This is a genomic window from Kribbella monticola (assembly GCF_003261635.1).
Lineage (GTDB): Bacteria > Actinomycetota > Actinomycetes > Propionibacteriales > Kribbellaceae > Kribbella > Kribbella monticola.
This window is the reverse complement of record NZ_QFXK01000027.1, coordinates 337750-356879: the sequence shown is the minus strand read 5'-3', so window position 1 is coordinate 356879 and position 19130 is coordinate 337750. Positions and strand designations below refer to the sequence as shown.

Here is a 19130-nt window from a genome sequence, read left to right as displayed (position 1 = left end):
AACTAGTAGGCGCCGAGCAGGAACACCGTGTGCGCCAGTAGATCCTCGTCCTCGTTGCTATGGGCAACTGCTTCGGCCTCCCTGGCGTAGGAGTAGATCATCGGCGCGTGACCGGTCAGGCTCAACGCGTACGCGATGATGCCCAGCGCTTCGGCACGCTCCCTGGTCGGCTCCGGGTTCAGCTCCAGCGCCCGCTCGAGCCAGACCCGCCCCTCGGCGGCGTGCCCGCAGAACAACCACAAGAAGTGCAGGGCAATCACCATCCGCAGACCGGTCAGCTCCTCCCCCGCCGTACCGAAGCTGAAGTCCATCGCCGCTCGCAGGTTCGCGAGCTCCGGCCGCGCCTGCGCATATCAGGGTTCTTGTTCAGCTCGGTGAGGAACTCCCGCACTCGCCGTTCGATCCGCGGATCGGAACCTGCGTCGGGGATGTCGAACGATGCACTCATGGCATTTCTCCCTGCTCACGGGTGGGACTGGTGACCCGAGTCCATCACCGCCCACCGTGAGCAGGCATCCGTCAAAATACCGACCTCCTACTGCACAGAAGGCGGTTCCAGACCGGTGTGGTGGGCTGCGAACGCCAGTAGGTCGGCCCATTCGGAGGCGACCATCGCGGCGGGTTTGCCGAAGCCGTGGCCGGTGTCGACCTCGATGCGGGTCAGGACGGGCGCCGAGCCGGACTGGGCGTGCTGCAAGGCGGCGATGAACTTGTGACTGTGCAGTGGTACCACCCGGTCGTCGTGGTCGCCGGTGACGACCAGCGTTGCCGGGTACGCCGTACCGTCGCGCAGGTTGTGCAGTGGCGAGTAGGCGAGCAGGTCCTCGAACTGCTCCGGGTCGTCCGGCAGGCCGAAGTCCGAGGCCCAGGCGGCGCCGACGGTGAAGAGGTGGAAGCGCAGCATGTCCATCACGCCAACACCGGGCAGTGCGACGGCGAAGAGGTCCGGCCGCTGCGTCATGACAGCGCCGACCAGCAACCCGCCGTTGCTGCGGCCGTGGATCGCGAGCTGCGCGGCCGTGGTCACGCGCGTCTTCTGCAGGTGCTCGGCCACCGCGATGAAGTCGTCGAACACGTTCTGCTTGTTCTTCAGCCGTCCTTCCTCGTACCACGCGGTGCCGTACTCACCACCGCCGCGCAGGTTGGCGATCACCAGGACGCCGCCGGCCGCGAGCCAAGCCGGCCACCCGGGCCGGTAGTCGGTGAAGATCGGCACGCGGAAACCGCCGTACCCGTACAGGACCGTGGGCCGAGGCTCCGAGAGATCGAGGTCGGCCCGGCTGATCACGAAGTACGGCACCTCGCGGCCGGGCTCGACGACACGTCGCACGGTGATCTCCGGCGCCACGAAGGCTTCACCGGCAGGCGCCAGCGAAGGAAGTGGCCGGAGATCGCCGGAGGCGGCAGACACGACGTACGAGAGCGTCGGCGCCGTCGGGGACGACAACCCGATGAACAGCTCGTCGTACTTCGCGCCGGCGGTGACATCGACCAGCCCACCACTCGCCAGTTGCACCGACCGCGTATTGCCGCCGTCGAGGTCGTGCAACCTCAGCTCCGGCTGGGCGTCGACCAGGTAGATCGTCGCCAGCCCGCCCGAGGTCGCGTACGCCGACCGTAGCGCGTGCTCGCCCTCGGGGATCACGTCGGTGAAGTTGCCTTCGAGATCACTGCTGACCACCCGGCCGCGCGGCGCGTCCCGGTCCGTCCGCAGGATCAGCCGGTCCCCCGCCATCCGGACGAAATCGAGCTCGTCGGCGAACTCGTCGACCACCTTGATCGGATCGCCCAAGCCATCGGTGGTGATCGGGTAGAGCCACAACCGGGTGGCGGCGTCGGTGCCTTCGTGCAGGTGCATGACGACGTACCGGTCGTCCTCGGAAACGACTGGTGTCACGAAGAGTCGCGGCTGGTCCGGGAAGCTCAACACCAACTGGTCCTCGGCCTGCGGCGTACCGAGCTTGTGTAGCTTGAGCTGACCGCCGCCGAGCATCTTCGTCTCGGTCCCCTCGCTGCGTCCGCTCGCGGGATAGTGCGAGTAGAGGTACGCCGAGGAGTCGGGCAGCCAGACCGCCTCGGAGAACTTGGCTTCGGTGACCACGTCGTCCACCTCGGCACCGGTGGCGACCTCGAGCAGCCGGAACGTGGTCCAGTCGCTGCCGCTCTCGTTGATCCCGTACGCGAAATAGCGGCCGTCCGGGCTGACCGTGAAGGTGCCGAGCGAATCCGTACCGCCTTCGGACAGCGTGTTCGGATCGATCAGCACCCGGCCGCCTTCGAGCAACGCGGCCAGCGAGTCGGCGACGTACACGACGTCCTGCGCCTTCGTCCCGTCGTTGCGGCCGACGAAGAACCACCCCGAGGACTGCACGGGCACCCCGGCACGCGGCCGGCGAAGGATCGCGGTCATCGTCTGCTGGAACCAGTCCCGTTCGGCGTACTGCGTGAGCACGCTTTCGGTGCAGGCGTTCTGCCGGCTGACCCAGTCCTTGGTCTCAGCGGCATCGGCGTCCTCGAGCCAGCGATAGGGATCGGCGATCTGATGGCCGTGCAGCGTTTCGACGACACTCTCGTCGCGACGGCTCTCGGGATAGTCGGCAGTCATACCGCCAACCTAGTACGCCGAATCCGCTCAGCTCGAAGGATTTCCCCTTCCTGCCGGTGACAGGTCCTTGCGCCACAGCACGGTGTTGTAGAGGTCGCGGAGCGAGACGGTGAGAACGCCGCTGTGCGGGTCGATCTCGGCATGACCGAAGAACTGGTTGCCGCCGCTGGGCGGCTGGCTGGGGAAGTCCGCCGCCTTCTGGAACTCGACCTTGGGACCGAAGGTCGGGTCGAGCGCGTTCGGTCCGAACGTGCCCGCGTTCACCGGCCCGGCAACGATCTCCCAGAACGGATCGAAGTCCGTGTACGCCGCCCGCGCCGGGTCGTAGTGGTGGGCGGCGCAGTAGTGCACGTCCGCGGTCAGCCAGACCGTGTTGCGCACCTTCCGCCGCTTGAACTGCGAGAGGACCCACGCGATCTCGTGCTCACGTCCACCCGGAGCTCCGGCCAGGCCGTTGGCGACCGCCTCGATCTCGGTGCCGTCCGGAACCAGGAGACCCAGCGGCATGTCCGAAGCGATCACCTTCCAGGTGGCCTTGGACGCAGCCACCTCGCGCACCAGCCAGGCGGCCTGCTCCGCACCGAGCATCGCGACCGGGCCGGCCCCACCGGGAGCGGGGTTGGCGCCGCGATACGTCCGCATGTCGAGGCAGAACACGTCGAGCAGCGGGCCGTAGCTCACCTTGCGATAGATCCGGTCGCGCCCGGCAGTGTGCACCATCGGCAGGTACTCGAGGAACGCCTTGCGGGCGCGGGCTGCGAGCACGTTCACCCGCTTCTCGGTGTAGCGGTCGTCGGTCAGGATCTCGCCGGGATACCAGTTGTTCAGCGTCTCGTGGTCGTCCCACTGGCTGATGATCGGCACGTCGGCGTACAAGTCGCGGACGTTCTCGTCGAGCAGGTTGTACTTGTACCGGCCCCGGTACTCCGCCAGCGTCTCCGCAACCTTCGAGACCTCCTCGGTCACCACGTTCTTCCAAATGGTGCCGTCGGCAACATTCACGGTCGGCTGGATCGGTCCGTCGGCGTAGATGTTGTCGCCGGAGTGCAGGAAGAAGTCCGGCCGGGTGCGGTGCATGGCCCGGTAGGCGATCATGCCGCCGAGGTCCGGGTTGATCCCGTACCCCTGGCCGGCCGTGTCACCGGTGAAGACGAAGCTGACCGGGCGGCGGCGGCCCGGCGTACTGAAGGACCCCAGCGCGGTCTCGCCGAGGCGGCCGGAGGCGTCCTCGAAGCCGATCCGGTAGTCGTAGCGCTGACCCGGCCGGAGTCCGCGCAACGGAAGTTGGGCGGTGAAGTCGTCGTCGGCCGAGGTGACCGGACCACGAAGCCGGATCGCCCGGTCGAAGCGGCCGTGGCTGGTCAGGTCGACGACGAGCCGGCCCGGGCGATCCGCCCGGGACCAGACGACCGCGGAGTTCGAGGTGACATCGCCGCTGGCGATCCCTGACGTCAGGGCCGGCCTGCCCCGGCGTACGACGCTCGGCGCGGCGGCGGCAGAGAGGGTGGCGGGAAGGGCCAGTGTCGCGCCCGCGGCAGTGGTGGCGGCCAGCAACTGGCGGCGGCTCAGGTTCATGCTGCCGAAGGTGCTCCACCCGGATGACCGCCCGGTGACAGCTGAGCGAACTACCTGACAACTCAGCCTGGGTGGTCGCGGCCTTGTCCGGGGACAGATGATGGGAAGACTCCGGGTCGAGAGGGAACGCTGGGAATGACACGAGAACATCGCCTGACGCAGGTGTTCATCGAGCTGGCCGACACGCTCGTCGCCGAGTTCGACCTGGTCGACTTCCTCGGCCGGCTCGCCGAGGCGACCGTCGAGCTGATCGAGGCCGACGCGGCCGGGCTGATGCTCGCCGACGACCACGGCATCCTGCACGTGATGGCCTCGTCCGACGACCAGGCGGAGCTGCTGGAGCTGTTCGAGCTGCAGCAGGACGAAGGCCCCTGCCCGGCCTGCTTCCGGTCCGGTCAGCCGGTGGTGAACGTCGACCTGCGCAGCTGGCCGGATTTCGCGGCGGCGGCAGCGGCCGGCGGTTACGTCTCCGCCCACGCCGTGCCGTTGCGGCTACGCGGCCAGGTCATCGGTGCGATGAACCTGTTCCGCTCCGACGCGGCGCCGTTGTCGACCGAAGACATCGCCCTGGCCCAGGCACTGGCCGACATGGCCACGATCGGGCTGCTTCATCAGCGCGAGGTGGAGGGCCACCGAGAGCTGTCGAGCCAGCTCCAGCACGCTCTGGACAGCCGGGTCGTGATCGAGCAGGCCAAGGGCATGCTCGCCGAACGGGCCGGACTGAGTGTGAGCGAGGCCTTCAGTGCGATGCGTTCGTACGCGCGGGGCAACGGCTGCGGCCTGACCTCGGTCGCCCAGAACGTCCTCGACGGATCGTTGCAAAGTGATGCACTGCTGACGCGTTAGTTGCGTCTGGCAGTCAGCCGTGGTTCCGTTGGAGTATCAGCCACTTTCTCGTGGCGCTGCCCTGGACCCGGTGGCGCATCTCGACCGATGCACTCCGGATGGGGCGTTCTTCATGTCACAGCTCATTGCAGGCGGTAGACCTCCGCAAAGTCCGCAACAGCGGCACGCGAGTCTTTACAGCGACCTTCTGAACACCGTGCGTGAGCTGGGGCTGCTCAAGCGCCGCCACGGCTACTACTGGACCCGGATCGGGCTGGTGCTCGCCGCGCTGGGCGGCGTCGTGACCGGATTCATCCTGCTGGGCGACTCCTGGTTCCAGCTGTTGATGGCCGGCGCCCTCGCGCTGGTCCTGGTGCAGGTCGCCTTCCTCAGCCACGACAGCGCCCACCGCCAGATCTTCAACTCGGCCGCTTGGAACGACTGGACCGCGCGGGTGCTCGCAGGTGGTTTGGCCGGGATGAGCATCACCTGGTGGCGTAACAAACACAGCAAGCACCACAACGCCCCGAACCAACTGGGCAAGGACCCCGACATCGACATCGGCGTCGTGGCGTTCACCCCCGACCACGTCGCCCGTCGCACCGGGTTGGTGAAGTGGCTCGGTGATCGCCAGGGCTGGCTCTTCTTCCCGTTGCTGACCCTCGAAGGACTCAGCCTGCACGTCGCTAGCCTGCAGCACCTACTGCGCCGCAACGCCACCAAGGTCGAGCGGATCGAAGCCGCGATCGTGCTGTCCCGCCTCGGCGCGTACGTCGCAGCGCTGCTGATCCTGCTGCCGATCGGCAAGGCCGGCGCGTTCCTGGGTCTCCAGCTGGCCGTCTTCGGGGTCGGCCTCGGCGCGTCGTTCGCGCCGAATCACAAGGGCATGCCGCTGGTGCCGAAGACGATGAAGCTGGACTTCCTGCGCCGCCAGGTGCTGATGTCGCGCAACATTCGCGGCGGCGTACTGACCGACTTCGCGATGGGTGGGCTCAACTACCAGATCGAGCACCACCTGTTCCCGAGCATGCCGAGGCCGACCCTGAAGACGGTCCGCCCGATCGTCCGCGAGTACTGCGAACTGCACGGCGTGAAGTACACCGAGGTCGGGCTGTTCGAGTCGTACAAGATCGTCATCGACTACCTCAACAACGTCGGCCTGCGCGCTCGCGACCCGTTCCAGTGCCCGCTGTCCGCCCAACTGCGGGACTAGCCCTTCAGGAGTAGCAGGCCCGCGGCCAGAGCATCCTCGGCCGCGGCTTGTCCCAGTCCGTGATGGTCGGCGAGCACGGTCGCACCCTCCAGCAGCATCAGGAGCTGCCGGCCGACCCGCGCGGGGTCTGCCACGCCGGCTGTCGTCGCGATCTCGGTGAACAACTCCAGATAGCGATCGAGGTGGCGGGCCACGATGGTCCGGGCCGGCTCGACGTGCCGCTGGGTGGCCGCGTTCACGATCGCGCAACCGCGGAAGTCCGGTTCGGAGTACCACTGGCCCAGTACGCCGAAGACGGCCGTGAGCCGGGCCACGGCGTCGTCGCCGGCAGCCTCGGCAGCCGCGCGGATCCACGCGTTGACGCGGTCGCTGCGAGCCTGCAGGACGGCTTCGATCAGGCCGTCCTTGGAACCGAAGTGCCGGTAGAGCGTCTCCTTGGACGCACCGACCGACGCGCACAGCTCGGCGATCCCGACACCGTCCAGACCACGCTGGTAGAAGACCAGGCTCGCGGCCCGCAACATCTCCGCGCGGGTCCGCGCCGGATCCAGCGAACTTCCCTTGGCGACCGGCATGAGACAGATGGTACCGACCGGATCGATCTCTTGCTAGCGTTCATCATCGTACCGATCGGTTCGATGAAGACGAGAGGCCCGCCATGTACGCCAGCACACCTGCCTTCCCTGTCCCCAGCGCGGGTTTCGACCTGCCCGGAGTCCTGCATCTGCCGGCCGGCGCCGGACCTCATCCCACGGTGCTCCTGCTGCACGGCTTCCCCGGCAACGAGCGCAACTTCGACCTCGCCCAGGTACTGCGACGCGCCGGTTTCGCCACCCTCGTCTTCCACTATCGGGGCAGCTGGGGCGCGGCCGGCGCCTGGTCCTGGAGCAATGTGCTCGAAGACGCCCGGGCCGCCGTCGCAACGCTGCGCAGGGCACCCGGCCTCGACCCGGACAGGTTCGCCATCGTCGGCCACAGCCTCGGCGGGTTCGCCGCCCTGCACACCGCCGCCGCCGACCCCGCGATCTCGGCCGTCGCCTCGATCACCTGCTTCGATCTCGGCGCGGCCGGCACCGCCACCGATCCGGACCAGTACGTCGAACCGTGGGACGGCGAACTTCTCCCCCTGCGCGGCACCAGCGGCCGCGCGCTCGTCGACGAGATGGTTGCTCATGGCCCCGAATGGCGGTTGGCCGGCCTCGCCCCCGCTCTTGGCGGCCGGCCCGTGCTGTTGATCGGAGCCGGCCGCGACCAGGCCGCGCCGTACGAGCAGCATCATCTCCCGCTGGTCGAGGCCTATTCCGGAGCCGAGCACCACCTCTTCCCCACCGATCATGCGCTGTCCGATCATCGCGAAGAGCTCGCTGCGACGGTCCTCGACTTCCTGCAGCGGCAGCTGTGAAGTACCGGCTCGCGCTCGGCTCCGCGGTCGCCCTCGGCTTCGCGCGCTTCGCCTACGGCCTCGTGGTCCCGGCGATGCGCGAGCAGCTGGGTTGGTCACTCGCGGACGTTGGACTGCAGACCACCTCGAACGGCGTCGGCTACCTGGTCGGCGCGATCGTCGTCGCGACGGTGGTCCGCAAACTCGGCACCGCCCGGACGTTCCAGTTCGGCATGGTCATCAGCACCCTCGCCCTGGCAGCCACCGCGGCCACTTCTTCGCAGCTCCTCCAGTTGTTGCTGAGAGCAACGGCTGGGTGGGCCGGCGCGCTGGTCTTCGTCGCCGGCACCGTCGTCGCCGCGCGGCACGAGGATCGCTCGGCGCTCATCGTGTACTTCGGCGGCGCCGGGCTGGGTGTCGCGCTCAGCGGCTTCGTCCTGCCCCTCTTGCTCGACGGCAACTCCGGCCGGTGGCCTGTCGCGTGGTTGCTGCTGGCAACCGGTTCCTTGATCGCCACCGTCGTCTCCTGGTCGGCGGTCAGCGCTGTCCCGCCGACTCCGGATGTCAAGGCAAGGCTGGGACGTCTCTGGCCGGTGGGGTTCGCCTACGTTCTCTTCGGCGCCGGCTACATCGTCTATCTCACGTTCCTCACGGCCTATCTCAGGGCCGAGCACAGCACCGCACGCCAGGTCGCCATCACCTGGACCTTGATGGGCGTCGCCGCGATGGTCGCGCCGCCGCTGTGGAACCGTCCGCTGGCGACGTGGCACAACGCCCGGCCCATGGCCGCGCTGCTCGCGCTCCAAGTGGTCGCCGCCTTGCTGCCCTTGATCAGCCGGACGACGGTGCTGGTTTCGGCGGGGATCGTCGGCGTGACGTTCCTCAACGTTCCCGCCTCGGTCGCCGCGCTGGTACGGCGTACTGTCCCGCAACCCGAGTGGACCGCGGTGATCGGCACGCTGACCGTGTGGTTCGCGGCCGGTCAGACCGTCGGTCCCTGGCCCGCGGGATTTCTCGCGGACCAGCTCGGAGCGGGTGCTGCGCTCGGCTGGACCGCGGCGCTCTGCGCGGCCGGAGCGGTGGTTGCCGCTAGCTGGACGGCGGGATCTCGCCTGAGCCGCGGATCGTCAGTTTGACCGGCACCCGCACCGTCCGCCCGGGCCGGTGCGGTTCGGGGAGCCGCTCGGTCATCAGCTGGATCGCGGTCCGGGCCATCACGTCGGCCGACTGGGCCACCGCGGTCAGGCCGGGGCTGAGCAGATCGCCGAGCGCGAGGTCGTCGAAGGAGACCAGCGCGACCCGGTCCCGCCGGCCGGCCATGCCGCGTAGTACCTCGGCCGTGGTCATGTTGTTCGCCGACAGGATCGCGGTCGCCGGCTCGGGCCGATCCAGTACTGCGGACAGGGTGATCCCGATGCCCTCGGTGGTCGGCTCCGACAGGTGGACCAGATCCTCGTCGACGTCGATCCGGTGCCGGGCCATCGCGGCCCGGTAGGCGACCACGCGCTCGCGGGCGGTGAAGATCCGCTCGTCGTCACCGAGATAAGCGATCCGGCGGTGCCCCTGCCGGATCAGGTGATCGATCGCCTGGTCGATACCGCCCGCGTTGTCGGCGAGTACCGCGTCGGCCTCGATCCCGTGCGCCGGCCGGTCGATCGTGACGACGGCCATCCCGGCGTCGACGTGCGGCGCCAGGTATTCCTGGGTCTCGCCGATCGGCGCCATGATGAGCGCATCGGGGCGGCGGGCAACGAACTCGAGGCAGACGTCGCGCTCGCGCTCGGGGTCCTCGTCGGTCAGACCGATCATCACGACCGAGCCGCTGGAGCGCGCCCACAATTCGACCGCGCGGCCGAGCGAGGCGAAGAACGGGTCGCCGATGTCGCGGATCACGACCGCGATCGTGCCGGTCTTGCCGCGCCGCAGCATCCGGGCGCTCTCGTTCGGCGTGTAGTTCAGTTCCTTGATCGCGGCCTGGACCTTGGCGGTCAGCTCCGGGCTGACGTTCGGCTCCTCGTTGACCACCCGGGAGACGGTCTTGAGCGCCACGCCCGCCCGGGCCGCGACCTCTTTCATGGTGGGCCGGCGCTGCCCCGTGCCATTGACACCAGTAACGCTCATGCCCACTGTCTCCTTAGCTTTCGACGACGACCGGGATGATCATCGGCCGGCGACGATGCGTGTCGCTGACCCACTTACCGACCACGCGGCGGATGACCTGCTGCAACTGGTACATGTCGTCCACCCCGCTCCCGATCGCCTTCTCGATCTCCGCCTCGATCTTCGGCTTGAGGTCGTCGAAGACGGTATCGTCCTCGGCGAATCCCCGGGCCTGGATCTCCGGTCCTGCCGTCAGTTTGCCGGTGACAGAGTCCATCACGGCGATCACCGAGATGAAACCCTCGTCGCCGAGAATCCGGCGGTCCTTCAGCGACGTCTCGGTGATGTCGCCCACAGTCGAGCCGTCGACGAAGACGTACCCGCACTCCACCTTGCCCGCGACAACGGCTTTGCGATCGATCAGGTCGACCACGACACCGTCCTCGACGACGACCACGTTCTCAGCCGGTACGCCGGTCTGCCGGGCCAGCTCCGCGTTCGCATGAAGATGCCGGATCTCTCCGTGCACCGGCATCACGTTGCGCGGCTTGACGATGTTGTAGCAGTACAGCAACTCCCCCGCCGACGCGTGGCCGGACACGTGCACGAGCGCGTTGCCCTTGTGGATCACGTTCGCGCCGTGCCGGGTCAGGCCGTTGATCACCCGGAACACCGAGTTCTCGTTACCGGGAATCAGCGAGGACGCCAGGACGACGGTGTCGCCGGGCTGGATCTGTACGACGTGGTGGTCGTTGGCCGCGATCCTCGACAGCGCCGACATCGGCTCGCCCTGCGAACCGGTGGAGACCAGCACCACCTGCTCCGGCGGGTAGTTCTCCAGTTCGCGCATGTCGATCAGGGTGTCGCCGGGCACGGTGAGGAAGCCGAGATCGCGGGCCACGGCCATGTTGCGGACCATCGAGCGACCGACGTACGCGACCTTGCGGTGGTGCTTCACGGCCGCGTCCATCACCTGCTGGACGCGGTGCACGTGGGAGGCGAAACAGGCAACGATGATGCGCTGGTTCTTCGCCTTGCTGAAGACGCCGTCGAGGACCGGCGCGATGTCGCGCTCGTGGGTGGTGAAGCCGGGGACCTCGGAGTTGGTGGAGTCGACGCAGAACAGGTCGACGCCCTCCTCACCGAGCCGGGCGAACGCGCGCAGATCGGTGATCCGGTTGTCCAGCGGCAACTGGTCCATCTTGAAGTCACCGGTGTGCAGCACAAGGCCGGCCGGCGTACGGATGGCTACTGCCAGTGCGTCCGGAATGGAGTGGTTCACGGCGACGAACTCGCACTCGAACGGGCCGAGCCGGACGGTCTCGCCCTCGGTGACGGTCTGCTGCGGCACATTGCGGTGCCGGTGCTCCTTCAGCTTGCCCTCGAGCAGCGCCAGCGTGAGCTGCGAACCGAGCACGGGGATGTCGCCGCGCTCGCGCAACAGGTACGGCAGGCCGCCGATGTGGTCCTCGTGGCCGTGCGTCAGCACCACCGCCACGATGTCGTCCAAACGCTCCCGGATGGGCTGGAAGTCCGGGAGGATCAGGTCGACACCGGGCTGGTTCTCGTCCGGGAAGAGTACGCCGCAGTCGACGATCAGCAACTTGCCGTCGTACTCGAAGACCGTCATGTTCCGCCCGACCTCGCCGAGGCCGCCGAGCGGGATGACCCGCAACGCGCCGGGCGCGAGCGGGCCGGGAAGGTCGAGATCCGGATGGGGGTGACTCATGCAATCAGTCCTGCCGTCTTGAGGTCGGTGGTGAGGGCGTCGACCTGCCCGGCCGTCGCCTCGACCAGCGGCGACCGGACGGTCGCGTGCTCGATGACACCGGCCAGCTTGAGCGCGGCCTTCACCATGATGGCGCCCTGGGTCCTGGTCATGATCGCCTCGACGGCGGGCACCAGCCGTCGATCGATGGTTCGCGCGGTGGTCAGGTCGCCGCGCACGACCGCGTCGATCAGTTCGCGGTACGGCTCGGAGGCGACGTGGGCGACCACGCTCGCGATCCCGACCGCACCCATCGCGAGCCAGGCGAGATTCAGCTCGTCGGCTCCGCAGTAGTAGAAGAGGTCGGAGTTGGCCAGCACCTTGGTGGTCGCGGCGACATCGCCCTTGGCGTCCTTCACCGCGACGATCCGCGGGTGCTCGGCGAGCGCGAGCAGCGTCTCGGTCTGGATCGGCACGCCGGCCCGGCCGGGAATGTCGTACACCAGCACGGGCAGCCCGGTCGCGTCGGCGACCTGCGTGAAGTGAGCCTTGATGCCTTCCTGCGGCGGCTTGTTGTAGTACGGCGTGACGACGAGCAACCCGTGCGCACCGGCGGCCTCGGCAGCCTTCGCCGACTCGACACTGTGCGCGGTGTTGTTGGAGCCGACCCCGGCGACGACCTTGGCGCGGTCACCGATCGCCGCCAGCACCACCTTGACCAGCTCGACCTTCTCGGCGTCGGTCGTGGTCGGCGCCTCGCCGGTGGTCCCGTTGATGATCAGCGCGTCGTTGCCCTGGTCGACCAGCTGGGTCGCGACCTTCTGCGCTGCCTCCAGATCGAGCGAGCCGTCGGGGCTGAACGGGGTGATCATCGCCGTGGTCAACCGGCCGAAAGGCAGCGCCTGCGAGGCGGAGGATGCGCTTGAAGACATGGGGCTCAGATTACCGCTCCACACGCTTCGAGAAATGAGTAGGCCTGGTAGCTGTCCGCTCGGGGGTCCGGGCAGCTACCAGGCTCACTCGTCCTATCGTGGCGGCCCCAGGAGTCGTTACAGCTTCCACCAAAAAAGTCAGAAAAACTTTCTGTAATCACCTTCGGTCGCGATCTGGCTACTTTGTGTTGATTCTGGTGAGCGATGGCACCGCGAACGGCTAGCGTTCGGCCGTGTCCACACCGATGACTGCCCCCAAACCCGCGGCCGCTGCCGGCCTGACGATGGTCGTCGCCGCGATGATCGCGGCGATCCCGATGATCACGCTGGTGATGTGGTTCGTGCTCGCCGGCGACGGCATCGGAGATTTCCCGGGCGGCTGGGCGCCGCTCGTCGTCGTCGCCCTCGCCGTGGCCGCTTACAGCTTCTGCGAACTCGCCGGCTTCCGCGCGCTCGCGTTGCCACCTGGTGGGCAACCGGCCGAGATCGAGAGGGAGTCGTGGCAGAAGTTCACCTCGTCGACCTTCGTCCGGTTCGCGCTGTGCGAGGCGGTCTTCCTGGTCTCGATCGCGATCGCCTTCGTCGTCGACAGCTATTGGATCGTCCTCATCGGCGCAGTCCTGGCGTTGCCACTGGTCGCATGGGAGGTGTGGCCGAGCCGCCGCAACCAGCAACGCTTCGCCGCCGCGCTCGAATCGGCCGGCCACCCGTCGTACCTGCTCGGCCGCCCGCAGGATTACTGACCTGTACTACGCCCCGCCGGCGATCCAGATCGACGTGGTGGACCAGATCGCGGCGGCGAGGTTGGTCAGGGTCGCCCAGGCGCCGGGGAGGAGCAGGACGCCGCCGATGACGAGAGCCGGGGCGATCAGCAGGTTCTCCACCCAGCCGCCGGTGCGGAAGCGGAGATGACGTGGGAGACGTATCTCGTACCAGGTCTCGCCGCGGATGGGGACAGGCCACAGCCACGGGCAGCCCGAGCGGGTGAGGCTGTCGCCGAGGCAGTGCACGAACATACCGAGCGCGACGGCGACGCCGATCCAGCTGCCGATCCCGGCGAGCCCGGCCTGCAAAGCTTCGGCCGCCGTAGTACCGGGTAGTGCTTCGGCCGCGGCATCCGGCAGGACAGCGTTGACCACTGACCAACCGGCCGCGCCGAGAGCGGCGAGCACGATCCAGTCGCCGAGCACATCAGCAGCCAGCACGAGACCGGTCACGGCAATGGCGAGCACCGCCCACTTCCCACCCCGCTCCCCCGCGCCCGCGGCGAGGAAGCCGAGCAACAGCGCAGCCGCAACGGTGTGGGTGGCGTGCCGGTGCTTGCCGGTGCCCTCCTCGTCGCGCGGTCCCTTCGTGACGTTGTAGAGAATCCCGGAGAAGGTCCGCAAAGCCCCGGAGACGATGCGCGTGATCGGCCCGAGCAACCGCGAAGCCTTCGCGCCCGGGTGGTCGAGGTCGGGCAACAACGCATAGCCGGCCGTCGCGGCGGCGAACGGCACCACCTCGGCCACCGAGGTCAGGCCGACCAGCGGCGCCACCGCCAGTCCCGCACACCAACCGGACAACGCATGCGAACGCCCCATCACGGCGCCCCACCCCCATCACTCGTGAGCCGCCGATTCTTCCAGCGATCACCGACAGTTCCGGGAAGCCACACGGAGCGGGCGTCCTGACCTCGACGACCTGCACCGAAGCTCGCGGTACGGGCCGGGGCGTCAGCTTTCCGCCATGCCGGATTCCGACAGGTTCGATCCGGTACTACCCGCGTCACCGCGGCCAATACTGAGGGCAATCCACTCCACCGCCGTCCCGGCGAAGTCTTAGGAGAGCTATGAAGAAGTCCCTTGCAGGGTCGGCGATCCTGCTCACCCTCGTGCTGGCCGGCGGTCCCGCGGTCACCGCGGCCCAGGCCTCGGTCAGTTCCGTCGCCGCGGCGCCGGCCGCCGTACAGACTCTGTCGCCCGAGCAGACCAGCGCACTTGCCGCGAAGCTCAACGCACTACGGCCGACAGACGGGTCGACTCTGGCCGCCAAGGTCCAGGCCCAGGTCGCGATCGACGACGACCTCAGTGCGGCCGTCATTCCTACCGCGTGCAACCCCTCCACCCCGGTCCGGGACTGGGCTGCGGCACAGCGGTCCGACTGGACCGCTGCCGACCTGCAACTCGCCGACGCCATCAACAGCTTCCAGCCGCTGCTGCTCGACGTACTGCTGTGGCCGCAGGACGCGGGCTCAAACTTCGGCCTCAGCGGTGAGTTCAACACCGACGTCAACCACACGTTCCGCGACCTCGGCCGGTTCTGGGACATCGACCCGGCCGGCATCCGGCTGGAGCCGATGAAGGGCACCATGCTGACCGACCAGGCCCGGATGTTCCGGCTCTTCAACGTCGCCTACGGTTTCCCCGCGGCCACCGCGACGGCCCTGGCGACCGAGGTGGTCACCGCGATGAACCAGGAGAAGTTCGACCACGGCAACCACCCGTACTTCAGCTTCAACGCGTTCGCCTACCCGGGCACGGTCATTCCCGGCTTCGTCATCCCGAAGATGATCGTGATGGGCGACGGCGTCCTGGAGGCCTTCAAGGCGATCGGGTACTCCGACGTCACCGCTCAGGCGATCCTGGCGCACGAGTACGGACACCACGTGCAGTTCCAGCGCAATCTCTTCCAGAGCGACCTGACCGGGCCGGAGGCGAGCCGGCGGACCGAGCTGATGGCCGACTCGTTCGCGGCCTACTTCCTCACCCATGCTCGTGGGGATGCGCTGCAGTACAAGCGGATCCAGCAGTTCGACCAGGTCTTCTTCCAGCTCGGCGACTGCGGCTTCACCAACCCGAGCCACCACGGCACGCACGCCCAGCGCCTCAGGGCGGCCGACTGGGGCTACAGCGTCGTGCAGAACTCACCCGACCAGGGCCACATCCTGCCCAGCCTCACCTTCGCGAACCTCTTCGAGGCCGAGCTGCCCGTCATCGTTGCCTGATCGCTTCGGGCCTGGATCCCCACCACCGCGGGGATCCGGGCCCGAAGGACGTCAGGCCTCGCGAAATACTTCAGGCGCCGAAGTACGTCAGGCGTCGAAGTCGAGGGTGACCTTCTCGCTGGTCGGGTGGGACTGGCAGGTGAGGACGTAGCCGGCCCGGATCTCATCCGGCTCGAGCGCCCAGTTGGTGTCCATCCGGACCGAGCCTTCGACCACCTTCGCGCGGCAGGTGCCGCACACGCCGCCCTTGCAGGCAAACGGAGCATCAGACCGTACGGCGAGCGTCGCGTCCAGCACCGCCTTCGCGTGCTCGCCGAGCGGGAAGGTCGACCGCCGCCCGTCGAGGATGACCGTCACCTCGGCGGCGTCCTCGTCGATCGTGGTCTCCTCGACGCGCGCTGTGGGTGCCTCGTCGCCGACGTGGAACAACTCCGCGTGCACCGTCTCGCGCGGAACGCCCTGCTCCAGCAGGAGTTCCTGCGCGCCGACCACCATCGCGTACGGACCGCAGAGGAACCATTCGTCGACCGACTTCACCGGCAGCAAGACGTCGATCATCCGGCCCAGCCGCTCGCGATCGATCCGGCCGCTGAACAGCTCGACCTCGGTCGACTCGCGCGACAACACGTGCACCAGGTGCAGGCGTTCGGCGTACACGTCCTTGAGGTCGGCCAACTCGTCCGCGAACATCACCGAGCCCGCCGTACGGTTCCCGTAGAGCAAGGTGACCCGGCTCTCCGGCTCGACCGCGAGGGTGGTGGCGACCAGCGACAGCACCGGAGTGATCCCGCTGCCTGCGGCGATGAACGCATAGTGCTTCGCGTTCGCCGGATCGAGCTCCGTCCCGAAGCGGCCGAGCGGCGTCATCACCTCGATGGTGTCACCCGGCTTGAGCTCGTTCGCGGCGTACGAGGAGAACTCGCCACCCGGGATGCGCTTCACGGCGATCCGCAGTACGCCGGATCCCGCGGGCGAGCAGATCGAGTAGCTGCGGCGTACTTCGTCACCGGCACGACGGACCGTGAGGTGCTGCCCCGCACTGAACTCGTACTCCGCGGCGAGGTCGTCCGGCACCTCGAAGGTGATCGCGACCGACTCGTCGGTGATCGCGTCGATCGCCTTGACCTTCAACGGATGGAAGGTCGCCCGGCGGCGGGTCATCGTCGTCATCAGATCGCCTTGCTCTGTTGGCTTCTCAAAGGTCTTTGAAGTGATCGAAGGGCTCGCGGCAGGAGTTGCAGCGCCAAAGTGACTTGCAGGAGGTGGATCCGAACCGGCTCAGCTCGGTCGTGTCCGGCGAGCCACACAGCGGGCAACGGATGGTCAGGCTGACCGACACCGGCCCACCGACAGCACGCGTTCCGGTCGGCGGCGCGATGCCGTACTCCGTCAGTTTCGCCTTGCCCTCTTCGCTCATCCAGTCCGTGGTCCAGGCCGGCGACAGCACCGTCTCGACCCGGCCGTCGACGTGCAGGGCCTGAAGAGTGAGCTCGACCTCGTGCCGGATCAGGTCCATCGCCGGGCAACCGGAGTACGTCGGGGTGATCGTCACGACCACTTGATCGCCCTCGCGACGGACGCCACGCAGTACGCCGAGGTCGGCGATCGTCAGCACCGGCACCTCCGGATCGGCGACCTCCCCCACCGCATCCCAGATCGCTTGGTCGGTCAGCATCGTGGTCACCACTGCGCGCCCGGGTGCGAGCGCGCGATGTGCTGAAGCTCGGCAAGCAGGTAGCCGAGGTGCTCCGAATGCCGGCCTTGGCGACCGCCGGAGTGCTGGTACGACGAGGTCGGCATGCTGCAGGTGGATTCCTCGATCACCTGCGTCACCCGGCGAAGCCATTCCTCTTCGAGCGTCGACGGATCGACCGCCACGTCCAGGCGTCGCACCAGGTCATCGGAGGCGAACAGCTCAGCCGTGTAGGGCCACATCGCGTCGAGCCCGGCCTGCATCCGCCGATGGCTCTCTTCGGTACCGTCGCCGAGCCGCAGCACCCACTGGGTCGCGTGATCGACGTGGTACGCAACCTCCTTGACGGCCTTGCCCGCCACCCCCGCCAGCGTCTCGTCGGCACAACCACGCAGCTCTTCGTAGAGAAGATGCTGGTACGTCGCGAAGTACAGCAGGCGGGCCATCGTCGCCGCGAAGTCGCCGTTGGGCAGCTCGACCAGCTGCACGTTGGTGAACTCGCGCTCGTCGCGGAAGTAGGCCAGGTCGTCCTCCGACCGGCCCGCGCCTTCGAGCTGTCCGGCGTACTGGAGCAGGGAGCGGGCCTGACCGAGCTGGTCGAGTCCGATGTTGCCCAGGGCAACGTCTTCCTCGAGCTGCGGCGCGGCGGCGATCCACTCGGCGGTGCGTTGGGCGGCGATCAGCGCATCGTCACCCAACCGGAGCGTGTAAGTGAAGAGGTCGTTCACAGATGGTCCACGCCCTCTGGCACCTGGTAGAAGGTCGGGTGCCGGTAGACCTTGTCGCCGGCCGGATCGAAGAACTCGTCCTTCTCGTCCGGGCTGGAGGCGGTGATGTCGGCCGCGGGCACGACCCAGATCGACACCCCTTCCTGGCGGCGGGTGTAGACGTCGCGGGCATTGCGGAGCGCCATCGTCGCGTCCGGCGCATGGAGGCTGCCGACATGCACGTGCGACAGACCCCGGCGGGACCGGACGAAGACCTCCCACAGCGGCTCGATCAAACTGCCCGACCCACTCATGCGGCACTCGCCTTCTTCTGTGCTTGTTTCCCGGCGTACGCCGCGGCAGCCTCGCGGACCCAGGCGCCGTCCTCGTGGGCCTTCACCCGATGGGCGAGGCGCTGCTCGTTGCACGGGCCGTTGCCCTTGACAACTTCATAGAGCTCGGTGAAGTCCGGCTGGGTGAAGGAGTAGTGCCCGGTCTCCTCGTCGTACCGCAGCCCGTCGTCGGGCACCCGGATGCCGAGCACGTCCGCCTGCGGGACGGTCATGTCCACGAACCGCTGCCGGAGCTCGTCGTTGCTGTGCCGCTTGATCCCCCACGCCATCGACTGCTCGGAGTGGGTGGAGCTCGCGTCCGGCGGGCCGAACATCATCAGACTCGGCCACCACCAGCGGTCCAGCGCGTCCTGCGCCATCGCCTTTTGCGCCTCGGTGCCGTTGCACAGCGTGTGCAGGATCTCGAACCCCTGCCGCTGGTGGAACGACTCCTCCTTGCAGACCCGCACCATCGCCCGCGCATACGGCCCGTACGAACAGCGGCAGAGCGGGACCTGGTTGACGATCGCGGCGCCGTCGACCAGCCAGCCGATCGCGCCGATGTCGGCCCAGGTCAGCGTCGGGTAGTTGAAGATGCTCGAGTACTTCTGCTTGCCGGCGTGCAGCAGATCGAGCAGCTCGGCCCGGTCGACGCCGAGCGTCTCGGCCGCGGCGTACAGGTACAGCCCGTGACCGGCCTCGTCCTGCACCTTGGCCATCAGGATCGCCTTCCGGCGCAGTGACGGCGTGCGGCTGATCCAGTTGCCCTCGGGCTGCATGCCGATGATCTCGGAGTGGGCGTGCTGCGCGATCTGCCGGATCAAGGTCTTGCGGTACCCCTCGGGCATCGCGTCGCGCGGCTCGATCCGGCCGTCGGCGTCGATCGTCGCCTGGAAGCTGTCCATGAGCGCCAGCATAGCCCAGTTGTGACACTTCGTCTGCAAATCGACGAGAAGTGTCACAACAGCGGACAGGCGGCTCTTTGGTGGGTTTGTCGGCCTCGGCCGGACCTTTGTGACCACTGGAGTAGCGGTGAGCTGGAGGCTTCCAGTACCTCGTCGAACGGGACTCGC

19 protein-coding genes are annotated in these 19130 nt (G+C 68.0%); 6 read left to right on the top strand and 13 right to left on the bottom strand.

The features are described 5' to 3' along the window. Positions 1-2: 2 nt before the first annotated feature. The 3 genes from DIZ26_RS12665 to DIZ26_RS12655 all read right to left on the bottom strand — a co-directional run bounded on the left by DIZ26_RS12665 (position 3) and on the right by DIZ26_RS12655 (position 4180). Positions 3-311 carry a hypothetical protein gene (locus DIZ26_RS12665; RefSeq protein ID WP_112240662.1) on the bottom strand — a complete coding sequence of 103 codons (309 nt, stop codon included), beginning with the start codon at positions 309-311 and terminating at the stop codon, positions 3-5. 224 nt (positions 312-535) lie between these two features. After that, positions 536-2605, bottom strand: coding sequence for a prolyl oligopeptidase family serine peptidase (locus DIZ26_RS12660; protein WP_112240660.1), 2070 nt, complete (start codon positions 2603-2605; stop codon positions 536-538). Positions 2606-2632: 27 nt separating this feature from the next. Next, positions 2633-4180, bottom strand: a complete 1548-nt coding sequence (locus DIZ26_RS12655; protein ID WP_112240658.1) for an alkaline phosphatase D family protein — start codon at positions 4178-4180, stop codon at positions 2633-2635. A gap of 135 nt (positions 4181-4315) precedes the next feature. Here DIZ26_RS12655 and DIZ26_RS12650 point away from each other — a divergent pair, with 135 nt between their 5' ends. Together DIZ26_RS12650 and DIZ26_RS12645 are read left to right on the top strand one after the other, a co-directional pair. Beyond that, a complete protein-coding gene (locus tag DIZ26_RS12650) occupies positions 4316-5026 on the top strand; it encodes a GAF domain-containing protein (protein WP_112240656.1) in 711 nt (236 codons plus the stop codon). Between the two features lie 196 nt (positions 5027-5222). Then, positions 5223-6218: a fatty acid desaturase family protein gene (locus tag DIZ26_RS12645; protein WP_232828296.1), complete on the top strand. Its 996-nt coding sequence runs from the start codon at positions 5223-5225 to the stop codon at positions 6216-6218. Here DIZ26_RS12645 and DIZ26_RS12640 read toward each other — a convergent pair. After that, positions 6215-6793: a TetR/AcrR family transcriptional regulator gene (locus DIZ26_RS12640; RefSeq protein ID WP_112240653.1), complete on the bottom strand. Its 579-nt coding sequence runs from the start codon at positions 6791-6793 to the stop codon at positions 6215-6217. The two genes, DIZ26_RS12645 and DIZ26_RS12640, sit on opposite strands and share 4 nt — an antisense overlap. An 83-nt stretch (positions 6794-6876) precedes the next feature. Between DIZ26_RS12640 and DIZ26_RS12635 the strand changes: the two genes are divergently transcribed. Beyond that, positions 6877-7620 carry an alpha/beta hydrolase family protein gene (locus tag DIZ26_RS12635; RefSeq protein ID WP_112240651.1) on the top strand — a complete coding sequence of 248 codons (744 nt, stop codon included), beginning with the start codon at positions 6877-6879 and terminating at the stop codon, positions 7618-7620. Further along, a complete protein-coding gene (locus DIZ26_RS12630) occupies positions 7617-8735 on the top strand; it encodes a YbfB/YjiJ family MFS transporter (RefSeq protein ID WP_112240649.1) in 1119 nt (372 codons plus the stop codon). Before DIZ26_RS12635 ends, DIZ26_RS12630 begins: the two co-directional genes overlap by 4 nt. Here the strand turns inward: DIZ26_RS12630 and DIZ26_RS12625 are convergent. The 3 genes from DIZ26_RS12625 to dapA are packed head-to-tail and all read right to left on the bottom strand — an operon-like array spanning position 8689 to position 12339. Beyond that, positions 8689-9720: a LacI family DNA-binding transcriptional regulator gene (locus DIZ26_RS12625; protein WP_112240647.1), complete on the bottom strand. Its 1032-nt coding sequence runs from the start codon at positions 9718-9720 to the stop codon at positions 8689-8691. The genes DIZ26_RS12630 and DIZ26_RS12625 overlap by 47 nt on opposite strands. A gap of 13 nt (positions 9721-9733) precedes the next feature. Beyond that, positions 9734-11428, bottom strand: a complete 1695-nt coding sequence (locus DIZ26_RS12620; RefSeq protein ID WP_112240645.1) for a ribonuclease J — start codon at positions 11426-11428, stop codon at positions 9734-9736. Next, entirely contained in the window at positions 11425-12339 is a 915-nt protein-coding gene (gene dapA, locus DIZ26_RS12615; RefSeq protein ID WP_112240643.1) for a 4-hydroxy-tetrahydrodipicolinate synthase, read from the bottom strand. The genes DIZ26_RS12620 and dapA overlap by 4 nt, the downstream gene beginning before the upstream one ends. A 233-nt stretch (positions 12340-12572) precedes the next feature. Between dapA and DIZ26_RS12610 the strand changes: the two genes are divergently transcribed. Further along, complete coding sequence (locus DIZ26_RS12610) at positions 12573-13082, top strand: hypothetical protein (protein WP_157979691.1); 510 nt, start codon at positions 12573-12575, stop codon at positions 13080-13082. Between the two features lie 6 nt (positions 13083-13088). On the opposite strand, the gene DIZ26_RS12605 is transcribed toward DIZ26_RS12610, so the two are convergent. Next, positions 13089-13922 carry a metal-dependent hydrolase gene (locus DIZ26_RS12605; protein WP_112240639.1) on the bottom strand — a complete coding sequence of 278 codons (834 nt, stop codon included), beginning with the start codon at positions 13920-13922 and terminating at the stop codon, positions 13089-13091. Between the two features lie 248 nt (positions 13923-14170). On the opposite strand from DIZ26_RS12605, the gene DIZ26_RS12600 reads away from it, so the two are divergent. Next, positions 14171-15325: a hypothetical protein gene (locus DIZ26_RS12600; protein ID WP_112240637.1), complete on the top strand. Its 1155-nt coding sequence runs from the start codon at positions 14171-14173 to the stop codon at positions 15323-15325. A gap of 87 nt (positions 15326-15412) precedes the next feature. Here the strand turns inward: DIZ26_RS12600 and paaE are convergent, their stop codons facing one another. Genes paaE through paaA form a run of 5 tightly spaced genes read right to left on the bottom strand, consistent with a single transcriptional unit; the run spans position 15413 to position 18962 of the window. After that, entirely contained in the window at positions 15413-16495 is a 1083-nt protein-coding gene (gene paaE / locus DIZ26_RS12595) for a 1,2-phenylacetyl-CoA epoxidase subunit PaaE (protein WP_112240635.1), read from the bottom strand. Positions 16496-16520: 25 nt separating this feature from the next. Then, positions 16521-17000: a 1,2-phenylacetyl-CoA epoxidase subunit PaaD gene (paaD, locus tag DIZ26_RS12590; RefSeq protein ID WP_112240633.1), complete on the bottom strand. Its 480-nt coding sequence runs from the start codon at positions 16998-17000 to the stop codon at positions 16521-16523. Positions 17001-17005: 5 nt separating this feature from the next. Then, positions 17006-17746: a 1,2-phenylacetyl-CoA epoxidase subunit PaaC gene (gene paaC, locus DIZ26_RS12585; protein ID WP_112240631.1), complete on the bottom strand. Its 741-nt coding sequence runs from the start codon at positions 17744-17746 to the stop codon at positions 17006-17008. Next, positions 17743-18039 carry a 1,2-phenylacetyl-CoA epoxidase subunit PaaB gene (gene paaB, locus DIZ26_RS12580; RefSeq protein WP_112240629.1) on the bottom strand — a complete coding sequence of 99 codons (297 nt, stop codon included), beginning with the start codon at positions 18037-18039 and terminating at the stop codon, positions 17743-17745. The genes paaC and paaB overlap by 4 nt, the downstream gene beginning before the upstream one ends. Beyond that, on the bottom strand, positions 18036-18962 hold the full coding sequence (gene paaA / locus DIZ26_RS12575) for a 1,2-phenylacetyl-CoA epoxidase subunit PaaA (protein WP_232828295.1): 927 nt from the start codon (positions 18960-18962) through the stop codon (positions 18036-18038). Before paaA ends, paaB begins: the two co-directional genes overlap by 4 nt. Positions 18963-19130: the final 168 nt, after the last annotated feature.

Coding starts and splice junctions, on each gene's coding strand:
- DIZ26_RS12665 (WP_112240662.1), bottom strand. CDS start 311: ATGGACTTCAGCTTCGGTACGGCGGGGGAGGAGCTGACCGGTCTGCGG.
- DIZ26_RS12660 (WP_112240660.1), bottom strand. CDS start 2,605: ATGACTGCCGACTATCCCGAGAGCCGTCGCGACGAGAGTGTCGTCGAA.
- DIZ26_RS12655 (WP_112240658.1), bottom strand. CDS start 4,180: ATGAACCTGAGCCGCCGCCAGTTGCTGGCCGCCACCACTGCCGCGGGC.
- DIZ26_RS12650 (WP_112240656.1), top strand. CDS start 4,316: ATGACACGAGAACATCGCCTGACGCAGGTGTTCATCGAGCTGGCCGAC.
- DIZ26_RS12640 (WP_112240653.1), bottom strand. CDS start 6,793: ATGCCGGTCGCCAAGGGAAGTTCGCTGGATCCGGCGCGGACCCGCGCG.
- DIZ26_RS12635 (WP_112240651.1), top strand. CDS start 6,877: ATGTACGCCAGCACACCTGCCTTCCCTGTCCCCAGCGCGGGTTTCGAC.
- DIZ26_RS12625 (WP_112240647.1), bottom strand. CDS start 9,720: ATGAGCGTTACTGGTGTCAATGGCACGGGGCAGCGCCGGCCCACCATG.
- DIZ26_RS12620 (WP_112240645.1), bottom strand. CDS start 11,428: ATGAGTCACCCCCATCCGGATCTCGACCTTCCCGGCCCGCTCGCGCCC.
- dapA (WP_112240643.1), bottom strand. CDS start 12,339: ATGTCTTCAAGCGCATCCTCCGCCTCGCAGGCGCTGCCTTTCGGCCGG.
- DIZ26_RS12605 (WP_112240639.1), bottom strand. CDS start 13,922: ATGGGGCGTTCGCATGCGTTGTCCGGTTGGTGTGCGGGACTGGCGGTG.
- DIZ26_RS12600 (WP_112240637.1), top strand. CDS start 14,171: ATGAAGAAGTCCCTTGCAGGGTCGGCGATCCTGCTCACCCTCGTGCTG.
- paaE (WP_112240635.1), bottom strand. CDS start 16,495: ATGACGACGATGACCCGCCGCCGGGCGACCTTCCATCCGTTGAAGGTC.
- paaD (WP_112240633.1), bottom strand. CDS start 17,000: ATGCTGACCGACCAAGCGATCTGGGATGCGGTGGGGGAGGTCGCCGAT.
- paaB (WP_112240629.1), bottom strand. CDS start 18,039: ATGAGTGGGTCGGGCAGTTTGATCGAGCCGCTGTGGGAGGTCTTCGTC.
- paaA (WP_232828295.1), bottom strand. CDS start 18,962: ATGGACAGCTTCCAGGCGACGATCGACGCCGACGGCCGGATCGAGCCG.